This is a genomic window from Microcoleus vaginatus HSN003, assembly GCF_022701255.1.
Taxonomy (GTDB): Bacteria; Cyanobacteriota; Cyanobacteriia; order Cyanobacteriales; family Microcoleaceae; genus Microcoleus; species Microcoleus vaginatus_B.
The window spans coordinates 1340537-1362754 of record NZ_CP031705.1 but is presented as its reverse complement, the minus strand read 5'-3'; the positions used below and the strand labels follow the sequence as shown (position 1 = coordinate 1362754).

17 protein-coding genes and 1 pseudogene are annotated in these 22218 nt (G+C 47.0%); 10 read left to right on the top strand and 8 right to left on the bottom strand.

Annotation, left to right across the window (positions count from 1 at the left end; all coding sequences use genetic code 11):
* Positions 1 to 68 precede the first annotated feature (68 nt).
* A complete protein-coding gene (locus tag D0A37_RS05670; protein ID WP_242722137.1) occupies positions 69 to 1901 on the top strand; it encodes a caspase family protein in 1833 nt (610 codons plus the stop codon).
* 1644 nt (positions 1902 to 3545) lie between these two features.
* Positions 3546 to 3770, top strand: a complete 225-nt coding sequence (locus D0A37_RS05665; RefSeq protein ID WP_242722134.1) for a hypothetical protein — start codon at positions 3546 to 3548, stop codon at positions 3768 to 3770.
* Positions 3771 to 4384: 614 nt separating this feature from the next.
* Here D0A37_RS05665 and D0A37_RS05660 read toward each other — a convergent pair.
* Positions 4385 to 4958 (bottom strand): annotated as a pseudogene (locus D0A37_RS05660) (transposase).
* 94 nt (positions 4959 to 5052) lie between these two features.
* Here D0A37_RS05660 and D0A37_RS05655 point away from each other — a divergent pair.
* Positions 5053 to 5304: a TIGR02450 family Trp-rich protein gene (locus D0A37_RS05655; RefSeq protein WP_242725377.1), complete on the top strand. Its 252-nt coding sequence runs from the start codon at positions 5053 to 5055 to the stop codon at positions 5302 to 5304.
* Between the two features lie 329 nt (positions 5305 to 5633).
* On the opposite strand, the gene D0A37_RS05650 is transcribed toward D0A37_RS05655, so the two are convergent.
* Entirely contained in the window at positions 5634 to 5924 is a 291-nt protein-coding gene (locus tag D0A37_RS05650) for a hypothetical protein (RefSeq protein WP_242722132.1), read from the bottom strand.
* A gap of 48 nt (positions 5925 to 5972) precedes the next feature.
* On the opposite strand from D0A37_RS05650, the gene D0A37_RS05645 reads away from it, so the two are divergent.
* The gene (locus tag D0A37_RS05645) at positions 5973 to 6356 is read left to right on the top strand and encodes a helix-turn-helix domain-containing protein (RefSeq protein WP_242715925.1); all 384 of its coding nucleotides are present in this window, start codon (positions 5973 to 5975) and stop codon (positions 6354 to 6356) included.
* A complete protein-coding gene (locus D0A37_RS05640; RefSeq protein WP_242715923.1) occupies positions 6356 to 6919 on the top strand; it encodes an IS630 family transposase in 564 nt (187 codons plus the stop codon). The genes D0A37_RS05645 and D0A37_RS05640 overlap by 1 nt, the downstream gene beginning before the upstream one ends.
* A gap of 308 nt (positions 6920 to 7227) precedes the next feature.
* Here D0A37_RS05640 and D0A37_RS05635 read toward each other — a convergent pair whose 3' ends face one another.
* From D0A37_RS05635 to infC, 3 genes are all read right to left on the bottom strand, one after another.
* Entirely contained in the window at positions 7228 to 7704 is a 477-nt protein-coding gene (locus D0A37_RS05635) for a Crp/Fnr family transcriptional regulator (protein ID WP_015176146.1), read from the bottom strand.
* A 129-nt stretch (positions 7705 to 7833) separates the two neighbouring features.
* Positions 7834 to 10875, bottom strand: coding sequence for a HEAT repeat domain-containing protein (locus D0A37_RS05630; RefSeq protein ID WP_242722130.1), 3042 nt, complete (start codon positions 10873 to 10875; stop codon positions 7834 to 7836).
* Between the two features lie 107 nt (positions 10876 to 10982).
* Positions 10983 to 11519, bottom strand: a complete 537-nt coding sequence (gene infC / locus D0A37_RS05625; protein ID WP_006635262.1) for a translation initiation factor IF-3 — start codon at positions 11517 to 11519, stop codon at positions 10983 to 10985.
* A gap of 416 nt (positions 11520 to 11935) precedes the next feature.
* Between infC and D0A37_RS05620 the strand changes: the two genes are divergently transcribed.
* Together D0A37_RS05620 and D0A37_RS05615 are read left to right on the top strand one after the other, a co-directional pair.
* Entirely contained in the window at positions 11936 to 12958 is a 1023-nt protein-coding gene (locus D0A37_RS05620; protein WP_242722128.1) for an alpha/beta fold hydrolase, read from the top strand.
* A 479-nt stretch (positions 12959 to 13437) separates the two neighbouring features.
* Positions 13438 to 13698: a hypothetical protein gene (locus tag D0A37_RS05615; protein WP_242722126.1), complete on the top strand. Its 261-nt coding sequence runs from the start codon at positions 13438 to 13440 to the stop codon at positions 13696 to 13698.
* A gap of 574 nt (positions 13699 to 14272) precedes the next feature.
* Here D0A37_RS05615 and D0A37_RS28915 read toward each other — a convergent pair.
* Positions 14273 to 14404 (bottom strand): hypothetical protein, encoded by a 132-nt coding sequence (locus D0A37_RS28915; protein ID WP_278187159.1) that lies wholly within the window; start codon positions 14402 to 14404, stop codon positions 14273 to 14275.
* Between D0A37_RS28915 and D0A37_RS05610 the strand changes: the two genes are divergently transcribed.
* The 3 genes from D0A37_RS05610 (at position 14393) to D0A37_RS05600 (ending at position 17938) form a co-directional block, all read left to right on the top strand.
* On the top strand, positions 14393 to 16186 hold the full coding sequence (locus tag D0A37_RS05610) for an N-acetylmuramoyl-L-alanine amidase (RefSeq protein ID WP_242722124.1): 1794 nt from the start codon (positions 14393 to 14395) through the stop codon (positions 16184 to 16186). The genes D0A37_RS28915 and D0A37_RS05610 overlap by 12 nt on opposite strands.
* Before the next feature lie 177 nt (positions 16187 to 16363).
* A complete protein-coding gene (murI, locus tag D0A37_RS05605) occupies positions 16364 to 17203 on the top strand; it encodes a glutamate racemase (protein WP_242722122.1) in 840 nt (279 codons plus the stop codon).
* A 180-nt stretch (positions 17204 to 17383) separates the two neighbouring features.
* The gene (locus D0A37_RS05600; protein WP_242722119.1) at positions 17384 to 17938 is read left to right on the top strand and encodes an NYN domain-containing protein; all 555 of its coding nucleotides are present in this window, start codon (positions 17384 to 17386) and stop codon (positions 17936 to 17938) included.
* 677 nt (positions 17939 to 18615) lie between these two features.
* Here the strand turns inward: D0A37_RS05600 and D0A37_RS05595 are convergent.
* Positions 18616 to 19821 (bottom strand): glycosyltransferase family 2 protein, encoded by a 1206-nt coding sequence (locus tag D0A37_RS05595; protein WP_242722116.1) that lies wholly within the window; start codon positions 19819 to 19821, stop codon positions 18616 to 18618.
* Positions 19822 to 20383: 562 nt separating this feature from the next.
* Positions 20384 to 22015, bottom strand: coding sequence for a polysaccharide biosynthesis protein (locus D0A37_RS05590; protein ID WP_242722112.1), 1632 nt, complete (start codon positions 22013 to 22015; stop codon positions 20384 to 20386).
* Positions 22016 to 22218 lie beyond the last annotated feature (203 nt).

The following is a 22218-nucleotide window of genomic DNA, read 5'->3' as shown; positions in this document are numbered from 1 at the left end:
ATAACCTTAAACGGGTATGTGTTATCGTTTTGTGCAAGCTGTCCACTATATATATAGGGCATATGGGGATGAAAAATCACGCTTGTATTGCAATAGGCATCAATCAATATCAGTTACTCCAGCCTTTGAGTTATGCCCAAGAGGATGCAGAGGCCCTGTACGGTTTTTTGACTGAGGAGGCGGGTTTTGCGCCGGATGGATGTCTGCTGATGACCGATAGCTCGCCGTCGCTGTGGGGTCAATCTACATATCCAAATCGGGAAAATATTCTGAGATTGACCCAAAGCCTCTGCGCCGAACATGTGCAACAGGGAGATTTACTCTGGTGTTTTTTTAGCGGCTACGGTGTCAGCTATGAAGGTAAGGATTATTTGATGCCGGTTGACGGCAATCCGGCTGACATTCAGGGTACGGGGATTCCGGTAGAGTTGCTGTTGAATACTTTGAAAAACGCTCCTACGGAAACGGTATTGGTGCTGGTTGATATGAACCGTAGCCAGATTGTGAAAGCGGGGGAAACGATCGGCTCTCAAACGGTCGAGCTGGCGCGGGAACTGGAAATCCCAACGGTGCTTTCTTGTCGCCCGAATCAAGTTTCGCGGGAAACTTCGGCTTTGCGTCAGGGGTTTTTTACGACGGCGCTTTTGGAGGGGCTACGCTCGGGACAGTGCATGACCATTAAGGGTTTAGACCGTTTTTTGAACGATCGACTGCCGGAGCTGTGTGACCACCATTTGCGTCCGAAACAAGAACCTTTGATGGTGGTGAATCCTCCGGGAAAGGCTAATTTAGTGATTTTGCCGGATGGTTCAGGGGTACCAACTGCTGCGTTGGCCGGACGCAACGGCAATGTGACGGTTGCTGCGGCTGATGGTTTCGATCGCCCGCAAATGGCGACGGCTACGGCTCGAATGGATCTGCCTCCAGCAGTTCGCAACGCTCAGAATTCGTCGGTTGAGATGCCACCTGTGTCGCAGCCAAATGCTGTGGCTCCTACTGATCGGGGGGGCGATCGACCGAACTTGCAAAAGCCGGAGGATGAGCATAACGGAGGGTCGGATAAGTCATTTTTGCAGCAGCTAGTTTTATGGAGTTCAGCTACGGCTTTGGTGCTGCTGTTGGGTGTTTTTGTGACGAACAAATCAATTTTTCTTGGTCAGCGGGAAGGAGATCCTCGATCGCCTGCTGAAAATGCCCAAAACTCGGGATCTCAAAAATTTACTGGTACTGGGGGGTCGCAGAACCAACCGCGGACGGTGCAAGCAGGGAGTGGAACCAAGCAGCCACCATCGAGCCAGCAGGTGTGGGCTGAGGCGAAAACTTTCCTCAAGGATGGTTCGGCTTCTAGTTTTAATAAAGCGGTGGTTAAGGCTCGAACGATTCCGGCTAGCGATCCGCTCTACCCGCAGGCTCAGCAGGATATTGAGCGCTGGAGTTTGACAATTTTGGATATAGCTAACGGGCGGGCTGCTCGGGGCGATTTCCAGGGGGCGATCGGCGCGGCTAAATTGATGCCCGATGTCAATCAGCCTGTGTACAATCAGTCGAAACAGGCGATCGCTCAGTGGGAGGAGCTATCCAAAGACCAGGATGTAAATATTGCTTTGCTATCGGCTGCTAAAGGTCAAATTAAGCGGGGGGTTGCCTCTTCTTACAGTAAAGGCATCCAGCAAGCTAATAAAATTGAACCCGGTCAGCCGAAGTATGAAGAAGCTCAACAGTTAATTGGAGAGTGGAGCGCAAGTATTCTCAAAATTGCTCAGTTGCGCGGCTCTCAAGGAAAGCTGAAAGAGGCAGTTGAAGCTGCTTCGCTAGTGCCGTCGGGTACTAAGAGTTATCAGCCTGCTCAGAAGGATATGGCCAATTGGAAAACTCAACTGCAACGCCAGAAAAAAGGTTGATTTAGTTGATAATTTCTCGGTTTCCCACCGGGAAATTATCTTAGCGACTAACCAACATCGGTCGATCGATCGCCCGATACCTCTTGATACTGCAAAAAGAGACCTACATATCGATAATTTAAAACCAATAATTTTATTCACCATTTCCCCTCCCCAGCTTCTGCGCGAGGGGATTTTATATGCTGCCTGGTCGGTTCGTTTTTGTAGAGTGAAAAATATCATATGAGGTGGTTAATGGGCGGTTGCATAATAGGGGGATGATTTTAATTTTTTTGTGGCTGGAACCATGAGCCCGAAGGCGTGTATTTTCACAGCAGGCGGGACGCCTAACCCCAACTCCCCACAATAATCCTCAAATTGTGCAACGCCCGTTAATTAATATCTTTAATTCACATCTAGAGTTCCCTAAATCGGCGACTCCACCGTCAATCCATTTTATATTTTAGATTTTAGATTTTAGATTAAAGAATGAAGCATTGACCCCACGGATAAATTCGGGGGCTTGTTTATCGGATACACGTTTTTTATTTTTCCACGGATAAATTCGGGGGCTTGTATCCTGGATGATTGCGGTCAAAAACGAGTTTTCAAACAATAAGAATGGCTGTAAATATACTTTGTTAAATCATAAATTAGTCTTAAGTAAGTTAATCTTAAGGGGATTAAAACAGTTATTTTTTATATTTTATTACCTAGAATTATCAGCTTAATTTATTATAGTTTATTTTAACTTTACTGAGTAGAAAATTGGGCTATAGTGAATTGCTATCTAAGGCAAAAGCTAAGGTAAAATCGCCTAAAAAAATTGGGTATGCAGAATTAATTTTTTTTATGCCTCTTTGTGGGCTATTAGGAGCGATCAAAGGATGGAAGGCTGTTTAAACTTGTGCTGTTTTTAAATTCTTAGCAGTGACCGATATGTTATGAATTATACAAAATGATCCGTTACTGGCAATTCTCGTGGACGAGCGATCGCCCTTCAGGAATTCAGGAAACCGATTCACCGCCACACAGCACAAAACATCTGGATTCGCAAGCTGCGAGTCTTCCTTTCCCTGGACATTGCTAAGCTGTCTTAATTAACACAAATAAGGGCTTTACAAGAAAATCCAAAAAATATTCCCTTGAGGAACAAGAATAAAAACTTACTCGGTTATTGTAGCCCCGGTAACAACACGTATGCCGGAAGTTATAGTCCACAGCCAAGCCTACGGGACGATCTAAATCAATAGGGTGATGTGGCAGTGTCCGGGTGTTAAGAGGGGCGATCGAAGAGGAATGTTTCCCGAGCGATCGCTTCCCAATCGGGGAGTGTAAAACCTAGGAAGGCAAGGAGTTGGAGACAATCCTGAACTTTTTGAGTTCAGGAAAGTAGCGTTAGCACTAAACTCTGCCGTATTGTGGAAATCGACCAAAATTTGTAACAGTTCTTAACTATAAATAATTCTGTCAAAACTGCTAGCATAGTGACACTTTTGCTAGCAAAAACAGATAAAGTAAATAAAGTTGGCTAGCTCTAGACGCCCCGATCCCCATCCTGGGGATGTTGAATCAATTTGATTCATACCAAGTTGTTTTAGAGTTACAATCGGAACCAAAGCATCGCTATTTAACTGAGTTCTTTACTTACTTTTACTTTCAGCTATGAACGTGGATTTTATCAAAGCCCAAGTCAGGTTGCTACAGGGTGCAAGTTCATCGGAGCGAGAAACCCTTATTAAAAACATCGGCGTCTGTGCTGGCGTGATCCGACCGGGAGAGTACGTGACCCCGCAACGGAAGCACGCTATCACTCTGTGGCTGCAAACAAATGCGGTTCGCCTCCGGCTTCCCCAACTTCCTCTGGACTTATCAAGCCAAAAGCCTTAACAGGGAAGTAATCAAGAGGTAGCGACAGAATCAAAGAAATTAGTCAATCTTATCTAAAAGTGCGTTTTTATTGAGCTGTACAGGATCAGTGAAACACGATTAAGATTGAAAAAAATGTTTGTAGGGAAAGTTGGGCTCGAAAACACGCCTGTGGACAAGAAGCGGCCGACCGCCTTCGTAGAAGCAGGAAGTGAACGTCAAACCTGCTTTAAAAGTAGATTTGAGTAAGTTTCACAGAAGGGATTATTGTGCACAGCTATAACCTGGGTTATTTGCTTTTAGATTTGAGATTCACGATTTAGCTCGTATTCAATAAATTTGCTATTTGTGGATCGCCTGAAAAATTATCCTATTCAATAGGTATAACTAATTACAGGGGCAGTCATTGAACTGCCCTTACTTTTGAACCCCGAGGCGAAACTGCTGCAAGTTACAATAAACGCATCTACTTGCAGATAGAGTTTAGGTAAACTCTCATATAAGCTGCAGCGCCTCTATCTTATCTGTTATGTTCGAGATGGGAGGGAGAGAAGGGGATAGGGGGAGAGGATTTGACGAGCTTTGATAGGGAATTAATATCATCAAACAGAACGAGTTATTACAATTCACTTGCTTTAGTTGAGCCAAATCACGGTAGCAGCGAGGTAAATTGCACCCAGAAAGTTAACTTTGAGCTTGTCGTAGCCGGTGGCGATCGCACGATATTGCTTGAGTTTGGCAAAAAAGTTTTCAATTAAATGACGGGCTTTGTATAAGTCTTTGTCGTAGTCGCGCTTGGTGGTGCGGTTAAGCTTGATGGATTTTGGTGCTCAACCCGACGAGTGCTACGTCCAATTGCTTCTGTGTCTGCATCCCCCCTTTACACCCGCGCTGGGAAAAGTGGGCGCGGACAATGGCGGAATCAATCATCGCGTACTCGCTGTCTGCCTCTTCGGCTAACACCTCAAATACCCGTTGCCACACCCCAGCTTTGCTAGATCGACCCAAGCGCGTGTGTACGACTCGAAAGTCCCCAAACCGTTCACGTAAGTCCCGCAACGGTATGCCGACTCGATAGCGATACAATCCCGCCTCCACCAACAACCGATTATCTTTGGCAGTCCCACCTACATAACCGTCTCGTCCTGGTAACAGGTCTTTTATTATTTCCCACCGGTCATCCCGTAGGGCATAACGACGGCTGGTCATGGCGAGTAAATCCTTTTATTTGGGTTGGTTTTTAGTTGATCTTTCTTTACATTAACTAATGACACGCCCTAATATATTTTTCCACAAAAATACTGTGAGCAAAAAACAAAAATTTCCTTATTTAGTTGGTTCCCGATGGACTTCACACCAAAAAACTTGGGGGTGGCGACACTTTCAAGTGGTCAACCGAAAAAACGAAGGTAAATGGGTATTTGCAGAAATGGTGGCGGCTTGCGATCCAAATGTCCGTTTTTGGCTGAACGCCGCACAGCTCAAAGACCGATCGCTCTGGCAAGCTGGATGGCAGTCTACGCAAGAATTAGAGGAATTAGAAACAGCAGACTAAAAGACAGGGCTGTCGGGTAGAGTGAGCGGTAAGCACTTAAGCGAGTGTGGTTTAGTACGGGGATTAGCTTTTATTTGAGGGGAGTTAAAGTCACAAAGCAATAAGGATTTGGTCAGTTTGATATCGCCGGTTATTGGCTCTGCAAATATCGAGATAGTAGTGAAGATGAAGGGTGATATTTGCTCACAAATATAGGGAGCTTAAAAAAAGCTGTATCGGCGTTTAAATGTCGAATTAGTATCGAAGCTATGTTTAAATACTGTAACACATGAAGCTACAATTTAGAAAAAAGTCACGCTTGTCATCACCGTCTAAATACTTTAATTTTATTAATAGCTGTGGCTTAAAGTTGCGCTATTTTGCAGGGACGTAAGCTCCAGCTTATGGGAATTCAGACATACCTCGGTCGTGTTACTGAGTACAGGCGATCGCAAGGTTAAAATTATTGGTTCGGGAATAGAGAGTTTGGGTTTTCGACCTCTTCCTCCAGCAATAATTCTCTCTTTCTTGGATTCTAGTAAAGCTGGTTTTTCATGATGTAATCGTTCGACATTTTGGAGCAATTCTTTTAACTGGTCATATTCCACACCAATTAATCGCTGTGTTTCTTTATACAGCACTTCCGGATGTTATGAGGTACAATAGAATCGACTAAAAATAATATACCAATGAAAGCATACTCAGTAGATTTGCGATCCAAAATAGTAGCAGCCCATGTCGAGCAGAAGCTGTCGATCAGAAAAACAGCAGAAATATTTGCCTGCAGTAAAAGCTTAGTTCAAAAACTTGTCAAGCAACAAAAAATAGAGGGGAATTTACAGCCTAAACCGAGGGGTAAACCCAGATTCAGTCATTTGAATAATGCGTCACAAGAGTTAAGAGAAATAGTGGTCACACATCCCGATGCAACTTTGGTAGAATTGTGTGAGTTGTTCGCCCAAAAGACAGGAAATTGGGTAGGCAGAACAGCCATGTGTAGCGCCTTACAGAAGTTGGGATTAAATCGTAAAAAAAAACAGTCAGGAGTAGCCAAGCAGGCACAGAAAGAGTGATGAAGTTAAGGTTAGACTATTGGGAAAAAGTCAAGGATATCGAGCCAAAAAATCTAGTATTTTTAGATGAGACTGGAGTATTGCTAGGTTTAACCAGAACTCATGCACGTTCGCAACGAGGAACTAGAGCCTATGCGGTCAAACCTTTTTATCGAGGCAAGAAAGTCACAGTAATTGGTGCAATTAGCCTCACGAAAGTAGTGGCATTAATGACCCTGGACAACTCGATGGATAGCAAAGCATTTGAGGTGTTTATCGAGAAATGTTTAGTGCCACAATTGTGGCCCGGAGCCGTAGTAGTGATGGATAACTTACCAGCGCATAAAGTAGATTCAATTACATCGATGATTGCCGTGGTGGGTGCTTCTATTTTATGTTTATCCCCATACTCTCCTGATTTTAATCCGATTGAATTATGGTGGTCGCAACTTAAATCTTTATTGCGACAGTTTTCACCAACCAGCACTAAAATGGTTGACACGATAATTGCTGTGGCTCTTGACTTAATTAATCCGAAACATCTCAAAAACTGGTTTACTAATTGCTGCTACTGTACCTCATAACATCCGGAAGTGCTGTAATTCTCTTCAATCTAATTCAGGAGGTCGCTCATGTTTTTGTGTAAAAAAATGTCTCTTATGTTTTTTTACCACATAATGTTACTATTTTGGAAATGTCTCATTAACTCGCGCTGGTGATCGAGCGCAGAGGGTTCCGTTTCGGCTCTGCCATTATAAGGGGGGGTAGCTAAACGGGATTTGGTATAATCTACCAGAGAAATTGTGCATATTAGTAATCGCTATTCGCACCTTACAGAAGATAAATTGTGCAGAATTACCGATCTAAAAACACAATTTCCAATTCCCAACTTTCATCGCATTTCAGGAACTCTCACAGTCTCGGTAGGTGGCATAATTGCCTCTTTAGCATTCAACTTTTGATTCAACTCGCGAATCCGGCGCGACAGCAAGCGAATAATATTCACAGCAATTCCCGGCGTTTCATCAATCGCATCGTAGAGCTGCATTTGAGTCAGCATCAAACACTCGGATTGTTCGAGAGTAGAAATAGAAGCCGATCGAGGTTCTGCATCAAACAGCGACATTTCCCCGAAACAAGCCCCCGCTTTCAACTGTGCCAAATCCCGATCGCCTATATGCACGCGCACCGTTCCCGATACCAAAATATACAGAGACCGACCTTCTTGCCCTTCCGTAAAAATCCTGTGTTTGGAAGGAAACGAGAGTTCATCCATTACCGATGCTAGACGCACGAGAAAATCATCCCGCAGTTCCTTAAAAATCGGAACCTCCCTCACAAACAATAGGCGTTCGACGCTTGTTAACATAATGAGATGCAGTGATTAATTTAAACTTAAAAAGGAGAAGGAGAAGGGAAATAAAAACGGTTGACAGTTGACGGTTAACTGTTGACTGACAATAACACCTGCCAACTGCCAACTGACAACTAACTAATGTTACCTTTTTCCCCCAGCACCCAACTCTGCCATCATCTCTTCAACTTGAGCCGAGACCAAATTATCGGGGTCATTTTGCAGCCTGGGCAACAATTCGACCAAAGCCCGCGGCGAGGCTATTTTCAAATAGGCTAACACTGCTTCGCGGACAAAACCCGTCGGGTGCTGCAGACAGACGAGAGTTTGTTGAGCCGTAAGACTCCAGCGCGCTTCTCTCGCCAAGTGAAAGCAGCAGGACAAAGCCCAATCCGAAAGGAAGTGGCGCAATTCTAGCAAGCGACGCAAACGATCGCTAGGGGCTAGAGGTTTGTAAACCATCAATTCCGAGAGGTTGCTCAATTTTTCTCTTTCCGAGTGCTGATCCAACAAATTGATCAGCGATCGCTTCCTCGCTATATCGACAGTATTATCCAGAATTTCCAATCCCCTAGCAAGCAAAGAAGGTTGGCCAGAAGCGATGTTGAAAGCAGCCGCTTGTACTGTGTCTAGGGGATAAAGAAACTTCATCAGCAAAAAACACCGCTCCTTAGCATCAGCTTCCAACCCCGCCAGAGCCCGCTGCAACAATTGAGCCGTATCGTTGCCAGGTGCCCCGGTGCTGTTGGCATCCCCCGAAAAATTGCCATAGGTTTTTACCCCAGACAAATCTACCAGACCTGCATAAATTTGACCGATAAACATTAACTCCTGTTCGATGAGAGTTTCCAAGCCGCTGCGGCCGATGCGGTCTAGAACCCCTTCTATCCCCGCTTCCGAAGGCATTTTCAACAGGATGCGGAGGATGTTGCGCCTGGTAGTGCCCCAACCCGTCATCAAATTGCTAACCAAAATGTCGATCGCCTCCGGGCTCCCAATTTGACCCAGAGCCGTCCAAGCTTGCAACCTGACCAAATCCGACTTGTGGATGTCCTCAGCCAAATACACTAGCAAAGGAATGGCGTCGTTGTGAAGTTTGACTAGAGCCTGCAAAGCCGCTTCCCTAGTCGATTTGTAACCAAGTCCGCGCAGCAGCGAAGGATAATATTCTTCCGAATGAGTAGAGGAAATCACGTCTAACAGAGCGCAGCGGACTCGCAGAGATTCATCTTGCAACAGATTGGGGATGTACAGCCGCAGTCCTTGCAAATAATCAGCCTCTCCCAGAGCCCGTGTCCCCATAACACGTTCCCGCTCTTGTTTGTGCGTCAGCATTTGGCGCAGCGTGTTAGTAGCCTCTGCCTTTTGCTGGCGATCGCCCCTTCTCATAATTAAAGCAGCCGCCGTACCCCGCACCACCGGATCGACAGTCGGCTGCAAGTAAGGCCGCAAGCTCTCAATATTAGGTTCAGCTTCCGTCAGCCAAATGTAGCGCAAAGCCAAGGCCAGAACCTCCGGTGGCAAGGATTGCTGCGAGAGTGCGCGGACAGATTCTAAATATGCGGGGTTCGGGTGTTGCAGCATCGTTTCCAAGCTCTGGCGCTGCAAACCTGGGGACAGCGAATTGAGGAGGGGAGCGAGAACTTCTCCGACATTTTTGGGGTCAATTTGCGTCAGGAGTTCTATACAAGAGCGCTTTTCATCTTCGCCCCCCGGCTTTTGTAAAGTTTCTACGACTGCGCGCTTGAGAGCTTTGAGGTCAACGTCTGTGACGCCCAAGCGCCCCCGTTCCGCACTTTTGACCAACAAACCCACGTATTGAGAGCGGATCAGCCAGACCACAAAGACCCACACTAGGGCCAACACTACGATCGCGCCAATAAATATCAAGCTTTGCTGGTCGTGAAAAGCCCTTTCGTCTTGCTGGGGAAGTATCTTGCCTGTCACCCACAGCATAATCAGGATGCCAACTCCTGTAACTCCGGTAGACAAAGGTTCGCCTACACCGTTGACCAGCGTTTGAATGCCCGATCGAATATTGTCGGGAATCGGTTGAAATAAAACCGGGCTAACAGTTTCCAACAGCGTGTAGTGCAGCAGTTCGTCTAAAAATCTCAGCAATATCAGCCCGATGAACACAGATACTAGCTGGCCCAGAGATGCTCCTATGGTCAGCACCCCGAGTATAGCGATGCCCGCCGGCAAAATCATCGCCGTCACAAATACACCGATTCTTTCCACCAACCGGCTCGAAGCGAACCACTGAGTCGCCACTTGAAACAGGCCTTGTATGCCTTCATAAATGCCCAGGAAGCTAGCGATCCAGCTAGCTCCGTCCCCCGGGTTTTGGTATTCTAGCTGGCTGTAGAATTGGAAATCTACCAGCACGTAGACGACTTCTGCGAGGATGAAGAAACTGACTAGAGGTACGGCGTATTTTTGGAGCGGGCCTGTAACTTTGCGGGCGGTAAATTCTTCTTGCTCGTCGTCTTCGTCGTCATCCGTCCAATGAGCCGTTTCCGGGAATGCTTGGCTGTATTTTTCCGTGAGGTAGTAGAGCAACACCGAGCCTGTCGCCACCATCAACCCTGATATGAGGGTAACGTTTTTGAGTCCGACTACGTACAGCAAAACAGGCAGAGAAAATCCGCTGACTACTCCAGCTACTAGATAGCCGCTACTGACTAGCGGATAGGTGCGCTTGATTTCTCTAATATTAAACAGTTGGTTGGAAGTGATAGAAGTGTTGAGGTCATTGAGGACATAGCAAGCTTCCACCCACAGCCACATCAAAAAAATAGTAATAAAAGCTATGCTGACGCCAGCTATCTGAGTATTTTCGTAGCCGATGCCGAATCGAAACAAAAATAGCGGTATCGACATCATTCCCAGAACAACCACTACGGTGCGCCTTAGCGGCAGGATTTTTTGCAGCCACGAGTAGACAAATCCCAAGCCAGAACCGATAAACGCGCTGGCTATGTAAATCCAGGGCATTTTATCTGCACCAAATTCATCTAGAAAAAGACCTACTGTGCTGAGTTCCAGCCAGATCAGCCCGACGGAGGTTAGAGTGTAGATGAGGAACATCAGTACGGTTCGCTCTACTTCTTCCGATCGCAGGTTGAGCGATCGTAGCACTCCTTGTCTTACTCCCGCCGAACCGCTGATTTGAAAATTTTCCATGCAGCGTTGATTTCCCTGTGTGGTAGCTTATTCCTGACTAACTGCGGAAGTCATCAGCTATCAGTCACCAGTTTATGACTGATGACCGATAGCTGATGACTATCTATTTATACTTTCTTCGGCGACAGCAGCATCATCATACTGCGTCCTTCTTTTTTCGGCGCTTGCTGCACTTCTGCGATTTCCTGCAAATCTGTGGCCATGCGCTTAAGCAAGTCCTCTGCTAGGTTGCTGTGTTGGATTTCCCGACCTCTGAACATGATCGTGGCTTTTACTTTGTCCCCAGATTTGATAAAGCGGTCTGCTAGTTTGAGGCGCACTTGGTAGTCGTGTTCTTCAATTTTGTAGCGCATCTTCACTTCTTTAACGTCCGCAGTGTGCTGCTTCCGCTTTGCTTCTCGCGCTTTCTTTTCCTGCTCAAATTTGTACTTCCCATAGTCCATTACCCGGCATACGGGCGGGTCAGCTTTGTCGCTGACAAGTACAAGATCCAGTTCTTTTTCTTCGGCGAGGCGCAGCGCTTCTGCAGGCGTCAATATCCCTAGTTGCGCGCCGTCGGTATCGATTACCCGGATTTTGGGGTATCGAATGTTTTCGTTGATCTGGGGTAGGTTGCGATTTTGTCTTCTTTCAATCACAGGCATGAATGGTTTTACAAGCAGTAGTTTAATAGCGAAGCTTCTTGATAGTTACAGGTTTGAACGGCCAATATTTCACGATTGACGATCGAACTGTTTTATAAGGTGTTACCCTTACCGGACGTACTACCGCGCCCTGTCTCCCCTCCGCTAAAGCCTTGGGGAATATTTGGACGATCGTAAATGAATTCTTACAATACTTGCTATTCTACTCAGTCTGGCTGAGTTTCTGCCTAGTTTTATTTTAACTTCACACACGATCGCCCGCCCGAAGGTCAAAGTGATGACAAAACCGTCAAAAATCAGGGTAAAAGGTTAAGGATGAGGTAAAACGGCTTTTCTTACCGCATCTCCCCCGGTCTGGCAAGTCCCCCAAGTCGCCTGATTTGCCTTATAGAATAGGTATAAGCAAGTGTAAATTTATGTTGCGAGCTGAGGCAAAATTGACAAATTCTCTGCTGTGGCACCAACGGGTGGGAACTCAACGAGACTGGATGTGGCGGGGTTGGCAAACTCGCTACACTTATTTGCGGCCCGATGGGGTACAAAATCAAGTCGCGCTGGAATTTCAAGATTCTGTGGCCGAACCAATGGCCGCGCGCGCATCGGGAACGCCGATTATTTTACTGCACGGGTTTGGAGCTTCGATCGGTCACTGGCGACAAAATCTCACCCAACTCGCCCAAAACCAAACCGTTTACGCTTTGGATTTGTTGGGGTTTGGCGCTTCCCAAAAAGCTCCGGTCAACTACTCTGTGTCTTTGTGGGTCGATCAAGTTTATGATTTTTGGGTGAATTTTATCAGAGAGCCGGTAGTCTTGGTAGGAAACTCGATCGGCTCGCTAATTTGTCTGGCCGTAGCCGCAGCTCACCCGGACATGGTGGCCGGCACGGTGATGATTAGCCTCCCAGACCCCTCTGTGCGAGCCGAGGCGGTGCCCGGATGGCTGCTCCCGGCGATCGAAGCTGTGGAAAGTTTGTTTGTTTCCCCGATCATACTCAGGCCTCTGTTTTATTTTGCCCGCAAGCCTTCCTTTGTCCGCCGCTGGGTTGGCTTTGCCTACGCCAGCCCCGAAGCTGTTACCGACGAATTAGTGGAAATTCTAGCAGGGCCTGCTGGCGATCGGGGAGCCGCCCGCGCCTTCTGCGCTTTATTTAAAGCTGTAGGCAGCTCACAATTTTGTCCGAGTGTCAAGACTGTGCTGCGAAATTTAAGAATCCCGATGCTGTTAATTTGGGGCAAACAAGACCGGATGATTCCCCCTCGGTTCGCCCGGCCGCACCAATTTGTCGAATGCAATCCCAATTATGTAGAGCTAATTGAATTAGACAATGCGGGCCACTGTCCCCAGGATGAATGCCCGGAACAAGTAAATCAAGCAATTTTGAACTGGATGAGCCGGAATTTTGCACCTCTGGGCGAGAGCGAATTGCAGCGCTGTTGATTAGACATGGGGCCGTGGATTACTAAGGGAAAAAAATAACTTCCAGGTATCGATCCCACTCAAAAATAAATTTGCTAGAACTCGATCCCACCGGTGGTATGGTATAGCAGATGTTGAAGGCTATAGCGACGAAGGGGAGCGGGTAAAAAGCAGTCCTGCAAGAAGGCGCAATCGACCGCTTAGGTTTGAAAAATTAATAACGTCCTCACCGTCATGGCGGTTGGTATATTACAAAACTTCCCTATCTTGAGAGTCAGTCGATTTGAGGTTCAAGATTGACTCCCCAGCCGCTATCTAGAGGCTTGAACTAACCTAAACCACTGGTTTGCTGTGGACGACTCATGGAGGAAAGTAAGTCTCCGTCTTTCTGTGATGTCATGTATCTACTGTTATTGATTGCCCCTTTTTTTAGAAGCTCAGAGATTGACACAATCACCAAGATAGTGTATCTTCTCTAACTGGTAGTACAGATCCAAGTTATGCAGTTAGTCGAAAGGCAAGTCATTAAACCAAATCACAGGTTTTACCCACAAGCCGATCGATTGTCCTTGCTGTCCAACAAACTTTACAACTGCGATAACTATATCTACGGTCAAAATCTACGGTCAAAACTTTTTATCAGGTCAACCAACCAATGCTCTGGCTGTCGATCGTACACTCAAAAAGAGTCTAAAGGACAAAGCATTGCCCGCCCCAGTAAAACACAAAACTCTCCCGTTACTGCTGAAAACATGGACTAGCTATCATAGTGTCAAATTGGCGGGCGCGATCATGATCGCCCCACTAAGTTTCAAGCAGCACCGAAAATCCCTGATTAAAAATTCAGAAAAAAGAGAGCAGGGGCGATATGTAGTTGTATTTAACTGTCAATCTGTTAGCAAAAAAGTAGCCAAAAAGCTTTTTCCAAAGAATATGTCACTTTGTGGGGGACTAACATTTGGCGGCCTTGAAAAGTTATCTAAATGTTGAAAATCCGGATTGTTACCCAGCTAAGTTGTTAAGTTATTGAGGTAGTTTAGGAAAAGTTAGAACAAAACGCAAGTGTAAAGCGGATTATAACCCTTGCCGTAACGAGCTTCGTCAACATTAAAGAGCTATGAAACCCCTCCCTGGTAGAACGGTAAAATTCTACCTTCTAACTTGTACCTTCTAACTTCAAGAAACACCTTGTTTCTTGCTCCTAAAAATAAATACCTTGCCTTGTGCCAACAATCTTTCAGTCTGCTTATAACCGATCGCCCCCAAGTATAGGGGAAAGTTCAAAAATGCCGGGATCTGGCATTTTGGAGCCTGTTAACTCATAAAAAAGTCAATTTAGCCAACAACTGACGGCCCCCGTGCCCCCGGTCTGCTGGCGGCTAACTGCTGAAAGCCGATCGGGCAAGCAGCGCCCTTCCAGCTTTTGGCAGTAACGCAAACGAGGAAAAAACTGTCGTGAAATTCCACTGGCTACTACCGAGTTTCTTAAGTGTATTTTTGCTCGCCGGAGCCGCCGAAGCAGCTAGACTGCAATCTTGGCGGTTTGATGCTTCAGAGAACCGGCTTTACATTACAACAGACGGGGGAGTACAACCCAAGGCTCAACTGATTTTCAACCCGATGCGGTTGGTAATCGACTTGCCGGGGACGAGTCTGGGTCGTCCCTCGGTCAGCAAACCGCTCTCAGGGGCGATCGAATCGGTGCGGGTAGGGCAGTTTGACAACAATACGACCAGAATTGTTGTCGAGATCAGAGAGGGGTTTACTATAGACCCTCAGCAAGTAAAATTCCGGGGGATTTCTCCGAGCGAGTGGACAGTGGATTTGCCAACGCCGGTACCGGGAGAAACGCAAAATCCGATTTCAGAGCCAGGGGGAGAAAGGTTATCGGTTGAATCTTCAGCACCCCAAGCCGAGTCAGCCCAGGCGACTGTAGTTCAGAACGTTCAGGCGACGGCGGACGGTTTTTTAGTTCGCACTGCGGGCGGTCGCCCCCAAATTAATTTTCAACAAAGTCGGGCTGGGGACATCGCCACCCTCGATATTGAAGGAGCTAGTTTAGCTCCGGGTCTAAACAGCCAACAGCCTCAAACGAACGGTCAGCACGGGGTTGATAAGATTGAAGTCCGGCAACTGCCAACAGACCCGCCCGTTACCCGCGTGACTTTGCGGATGAAGAATTCTAATACTCAGTGGCGGGCATCTGTGAGCAATTTGGGCGGGGTTGCGCTATCGCCTGGAAGTGTAGTACGACAGCCCTCGGTTTCCCGCCGCCTGACTGTAGATCCTCCGGCTAGACAAGCTCAAGGAAATTTAGCCAGAGTTCAGTCAATTGATTTAGCCAGTAATGGCACGCAACTCGTGGTGAGAACTGACCGCCAAGTCTCCTATACCAGCGGCTGGGATCAGGGGTCGAGAGCTTACTGGATCAGGATCGCCTCTGGTGTCCTGACGGGGGAAATTCCTCAGCTCGATGCCAACAGTCCTGTATCGTTTACAGCCAGCCAAGAAGATGCGGAGACTGTGGTGATTTGGGTGCAACCGCGATCGGGGGTAGAGGTAGGCAGGGTGACGAGGCCGAGTCCGCAGTTGCTGTCTTTGCAGTTGCGCTCTAATGCTAGCGCGCAGCAACCTTTGACTCGCCCTCCCAATTTGTCGCCTTTGCCGAGAAGGACTTTCGGAAACGACGATGTACCCCAAGTTTCTAACCGCCGCGCCGTAGTAGCGATCGATCCTGGTCACGGTGGCCGCGATCCCGGGGCAGTCGGGATTCAGGGCATTCAGGAGAAGGAGATTGTTTTGGATATCTCGTTTCAGGTGGCGAGGCTGCTGGAACAGCAGGGCGTGCAGGTGGTGATGACTCGGACTGACGACAGCGAAATCGACCTGGAACCCAGAGTTTCTTTGGCGGAACGGGTGAATGCTACTTTGTTTGTGAGCATTCACGCTAATGCGATTAATATGAGCCGGCCGGATATCAGTGGGATTGAGACTTATTATTTCAATAACGGCCAAGATTTGGCGAGGGTGATTCACGCCAGTATTTTGGAGGGCACGGGGGCGAATGACCGCCGGGTGCGGCAGGCGAGATTTTATGTTTTAAGAAAAACTTCTATGCCTTCTGTTTTGCTGGAGGTGGGTTTTGTCACGGGTGCTGAGGATGCTGCTAGGCTTTCAGATCCAGCTTACCGCAGTCAAATGGCGGCTTCGATCGCTCGCGGCATTGTGTTTTATCTTCAACAAAGATAATGGGCAATTGACTGTTGACTGTTGACTGTTGAGCGTTGATTAATGTTATTGGTTATTTGTTATTAGCCACAGCAAACGATTAACAAATGAGAACAGACAACAGGCAACTGCCACCTGACAACAGACAACAGACACCTGACAACTACCAACTGCCAACAGATAACTAACTATTAACAAATGACAACAGACTCTGGACAACAAAGAATCGGTATTTTTGACAGCGGCGTGGGCGGTTTGACTGTTTTGACCCAGTTGTACCGACAATTGCCCAACGAATCGATACTTTATTTTGGAGATACGGCGAGGCTGCCTTACGGCACTCGCACGCCGTCGGAAATTGTGGAGTTTGTCCGCGAAATTATGGCCTGGTTGGTGGAACAGGATGTGAAAATGGTGATTATGGCCTGCAACACCAGTTCTGCTTTGGCGATGGAGATGGTGCAGGCTGAATTTGATATCCCGGTGCTGGGAGTAATTCTGCCGGGGGCGCAGGCTGCGGTGCAGCAAGGCAAGCGGATCGGGGTCATAGCAACTCCTGCTACGGCTGCTAGCAATGCTTATCGAAATGCGATTTTGGAGATGGACGATTCTTGCTTGGTGTGGCAGGTTAGCTGTCCGGCTTTTGTGCCGCTGGTGGAGCAAAACCGGATTCACGACCCTTATACTTGTGAGGTAGCTCGGGAATATTTGGCTCCTTTGATTCAGCAGCGCATCGATACGCTGATTTACGGCTGCACTCATTATCCGCTGTTGGCTCCTGTGCTTCGCTCGCTTTTGCCTGCTGGGGTGACATTGATCGATCCTGCGGTACGGGTGGTTGCTGCTGCTGCCCGAGAATTGGAGCTTTTGGGGCTGCGGAATGCTGGTAGTGCGCTACCGACTCGTTTTTGCGTGAGTGGCCCCCCGCAGCAGTTTGCGGAGTTGTCGGTGCAGTGGCTCGGTTGTACTCCTGCTGTTGAGAAAATATCCCTGCCGACAGTTGTACGATCGCCCGTATCGCTGGAATCGGCAGAATAAGCTGGAAAATTTATCGGTTAATCTAACCCCCCAACACTCAGGTAAAGCTGGCTCTGGGGGGTTGAATTATTGCGATGTAACCTAGCAATTACACATCAATAGGTAATATTATTGAACAAAAGCTTTGATGAACAATGCAAATAATGTCCTATACGTGCTGGAGCTCTTCAGCCTTGAACCATGTCACCCTATGTATCACAAGCAGTTTTACTTGTAGACGGCTATAACATAATTGGACTTTGGCCTCGACTCCGAGAGAAGCGCGATCGCGATGAACTCGAAACAGCTCGCCGCGAGTTAATAGAGGTTTTAGTTAACTACAGCGCCGTTCAAGATTTTGAGGCCAGGCTGGTGTTTGACGCGCACTATCGAGATACTCCCGGCGTTAAAGAAATTATTACTAAAAATTTATCAGTGCACTACACTGACTTCGGTCAGACAGCAGATACCTATATTGAAAAATCTTGTGCTAGTTTGCGCTACGAGTTGCGATCGGTCAAAGGCAAAGGCCGCATGATTGTCGCCACCTCAGACCGAGCGCAGCAATTGACTGTAGTGGGCTACGGTGCTGAATGGATGTCCGCCGAACAATTAGCGGCTGATGTAGAATCCACCGCCCGCCGCAGCGAACGCCAGCACAAATCCCGCAAACACAACTCCAGTCGCTTTCTCGCCAATTCCCTCGATCCCGAATCCCAGCAGCGCCTCGCCAAGTTGAGAATGGGGCTGCATTAGCTGCTCAAACCCGCTCGCTGTCTGACAAAAAAAAAGTTTATCAAAGGCCTTGCCAAATCGAGTAAGTTCAGCTATTGTTAGTAATTGTGGGTCACAAAAACCCCCAATCCTCGGTAGCTCAGTGGCAGAGCGGTCGGCTGTAATGAATGCAAGCCTTTGGCATCAACCAAAAGCCCTAGTGACATAGCAGCTCTATCCGGTAACGGATACTGAAAAATCGGGTGAATTCAAGGAAACCGCAGCACTTTGGGTGGCGGCAATCTTGAGCCAAGTCTGGCGAAAGGCAGCGGTTACGATCGCAAGTACCCAGGAAGGTGCAGAGACTAGAGATGAGGAGCCTAACCAATAAATCTCATAGCGCCCGACATCCGACGACAGATCACAAACATGATTTGTAGGGATGATGAAATAGTCCGCGCCCTTCGGAAACGTTGGGATAAGTGTAACCGATTGGTCGTAGGTTCAAATCCTACCCGGGGAGTTAGTAAAAGTCTGAAGTTGGAATTTTCCAGCTTCAGACTTTTTGTTTTTACTTTTTGACTTAGGTGAAGTATTTGGCGGACGCACCATACCGAATATTAAACATGGCGTTTTGTCCGCACCAGTTTATTCAATATGCTCGGGAAACGAGATTTTAGAGTGGCGTCAAGTATCTCAATGACGCACCCTACCGAATACTAAACATCGCGTTCTGTCCGCACCCATTTAGTTTGCCGCTTCAGGAGAAAACCCAGATACAAAGGGATTTTCCACAGGATGTAAAAAGGTACAGATAACAAAGTGGAACCGGAAATATCGGCCCTCCCGAATTTTGCCCAAGCGCCGACAATGGAAACTAAAATCAGCAATCCTTGTACTGCTAACAAGACCGCTGGAATTGGGGATGTTCCCAAGGTTGCTGCTAGTAAGGAAGCGGCAAAAGCAGCTACCCAGATAGCTACTAACAGCGATAGGGGTGGGACGGATAAGTCGAGGGCGATCGCCAATAAGTCAAAACGTTTTTGTTCGACTGAAGCTGCTGTCAGCCGGGGAGTTTGAGTTAACAATGTCTGTATGTGACCGTGTTCCCATCTGGTTCTTTGACTTTTAGCTGCTTGCTGCTGCTGTGGCAAACACCCGGTGACGTTTGCTTGGGGGCAGAATACTGTTGGGTGTCCGGCGATCGCCAAATCCAAACTCATCTGCATATCTTCAACAATATTGCTGCTAGCTAGGGAAACCGATCGAATTATCGACCAGGGAAAAGCCATGCCAGTACCTGTTAGTAAGGATGGGAATCCTAACTTTTTTAAGCCGCTGGGACGGACTAAGTTTTTAACTAGAAATGCTAAAGCAGAAATAGAATCTTTCGGAGTAGGATTGGGTGGCTGTTCCATGAGATAAGTTGCTTGCACCGGTCTTTGTTCAGCAACTGCAACCCGGGCTAATTTTTCTATAGAGTCTGGCTGACAGATGCAGTCTGCGTCAACCATGATGACTACTTCGGGGGGGTCGGATTCGATCGACTGCAAGCCGAAATCCAGTGCGTATCCTTTGCCCTTACGTTGTGTGTCTTGTCGCTCGATCGCACTTGCACCGCAGTTACGGGCGATTTCTGCCGTAGCGTCCGTGCAGTTGTCAGCAATCACTAACAGGCGGTCTTGAGGTGTTAGCTGCGGCAATATGGTGGAGATGGTGGCGGCAATTCCTGCTGCTTCGTTGTAAGCGGGAATTAAAACTGCTACTTTGGGGCGGGGCGCTGTAGTTTCCGGTGTGGCGCCGAAGCCGGAGAAGAAAGCTGCACTGCATTCTAGAAATAGAACTGCAACGGGAATGAGAAGGATCAGGGCGATCGCCCCTAGCACAACATCAATCAATAGGAACAGTAGCTGATTAATTTCCACAATTCTAGTACCTTAATTTTATTTTTTTTGTTGCGTTCATTGAGTTTATTTAATCTTATTGCACCTTTGTTAACTCACTGCGCCACGCTATCTAAAGTATCATTATATCATGCCCGCAAAAAATCACCATTTTCACCTTTGTTGTGACGACTTAAGTCCTCCTAAAACTACTAGGACTAGCCTCATCACTACAAATTAATTTGATTGCGGTTGTGCGATCGCAACTAATATCATATCATCTCTCTTCTGACAATGTTAAGTCACTCAATTTGATTAAACCTCAAACAAGCCCAGACTGGAGAAACCTGGTTTCTAAAAGAAACCAGGTTTCTGGGTGTCATATTTTTAATCAACTAAACACTTGGTCGATATTTAACATCAAATCCGGTTGCATCGGAATAATAAAATCGAGTCAACAGTTAACACTCAACCATTCAGTTTTGCGACGGCGAGTTAACCGTCAACAATCATTTCGCTCGTGCAACCGGAATTGATATAACTCATTCCTCCCCCGTGAGTGGGCACTCAGGAAGCAATCTCCAAACTCAAAACTATGTTCAAGCTACGCTGCATCGGGGATAGCCACAGGTTCAGATTTTTTGGTGGTGAACTGTGCGGGGGGTGCGAATTCTCTGAGATATCTCGACAGTGAGCGCAAATACCCCACTTCTGCTTGAATCACATCCAGGGTAGAAAGACTCTCAACTAAGTCATCAAACTCATCTGCCGTAACTCCAGCACTGTGCAAGACTTCTTGGTTAAGCCGCCCGCAAATTCCTTGCAGGAGGAGTTCGATAATCTCGCTATAGTCCGCGATTTCCGTTCCGTAACCCTGCAATTTTTTGGGATTGATTCCCCACTGCAAAATCTTCAACAAATCTGCGGGGGAACTCCACGCAAAAGAGGAAGCAATCACTTCTTTTTCCGCTGCGACAAGAGCGTGCTTGATTTGCACTTCGGGGAAATCTGGATCGATGATTAAGCTTTCCAGTTTCGACACTTGTTTATCTAACACACGCAAAGAAAAAGGAGCTAACTCTACAGTCACCATGTCGCCCGCATCGTTAACACTTCTAAAAGGATCTTCCAGAACATTAATTAGGAGGTGAATGTCTGTAGGTTTTTTCCAGTCAAACTGTCCCAGGAAAAACGGTTCTTCGTATCCCGGCAAAAGTCCTTGAAAATAAATCGGCAGATTTTTGCCTGATTCAAGAATTTTATAAAGAGCTACTTCCAAGGTTTCTGTCGGCCACCCGAGATTACTCACGGCGACAAATTTAAGTTTTCCGGGAACGGACACAACCAGTGAATTCAGCAATAAATGTACGGCTTCAAAAAGATTTTGAGCAGTTACGTAGCGGTGGGGAGCGTGAACATTGACAGTTTTACCTTGCTCTACTTTTTTGGACATTTGCTCGCAGAACAAGCTATTTTCCAACATATGAGTAAAGCGAACCATCCCGTAAGTCACATCTCCTTCTTGAGCTGCTTTGGCAAATTGCCATTCGGCAAACTTCTTCGAGGCGGCGTAAACTTCGGTTGTAAAGTATCGAGATGTTTTGCCTGTGGAAGAGAAGATGCAGTGTTCTACGCCGTATTCTTCGCACAGTTGGATGACGTGTTTACATCCTAACAGGCTGGTTGTAACTGTTTCTCGGATTTTGATTTCAGCTAGTCCGGGTTGGCGCTGGGCTGCTAGGTGAAAAACAATTTCGGGTTTTTCTACCTCAAATATGTGTTTGAGCGCGTCGAGGTTGCGAATGTCGGCGGCATAGAAAGTGACTGCACCTTCTCTGTTAAAAAGCGGGAGATTTTCTTCGGGGTTTTGACATCGGGCATTGTCTGCGGAAATGATTTTAGTTGCGCCTAATTCGAGGAGTTTGGCGATTAAGAAACGACCGACACATCCTTCTCCGCCGGTGATGAGGATGGTTTTTCCTTGGATTTGGCTGCTGACTTGGGCGGCGTATAGGTGAATGGTGCGATCGCGCACGTCGCTAAAAGGGTCGCTTTCTAATTGTCCGTCGGCTTGATAAGCTGCGATTAGCTGTGCGGTGAGAGTTTGTAAGGCCCCGAGGATTTCAGAATCTTGCGGTTCCGGGGAACCGGGCGGAACTAGCTGCTGGATGCGATCGATTATTTCTGCTTTGCTGGCACCTTCAAACACTTCTGAGGGGTTAAATGCACTCTTCACTTTTGGCGCTCCTTTAATTTCTAGAAATACGGTTGCTGATAAGCGAGTTGTTAAACCAATTTTCGATGGACAGAATCTTTAAAAGTCTGCTGGGTTTTAGGATTTTTTAGACAGAAAGCTACTTAATCAGAAAGACACGCCATCGGCTCTGCTTGTAGCTTTATTAAGCGCTTTTTTAACTTGCTTATTTCTGCGCTCGGCAA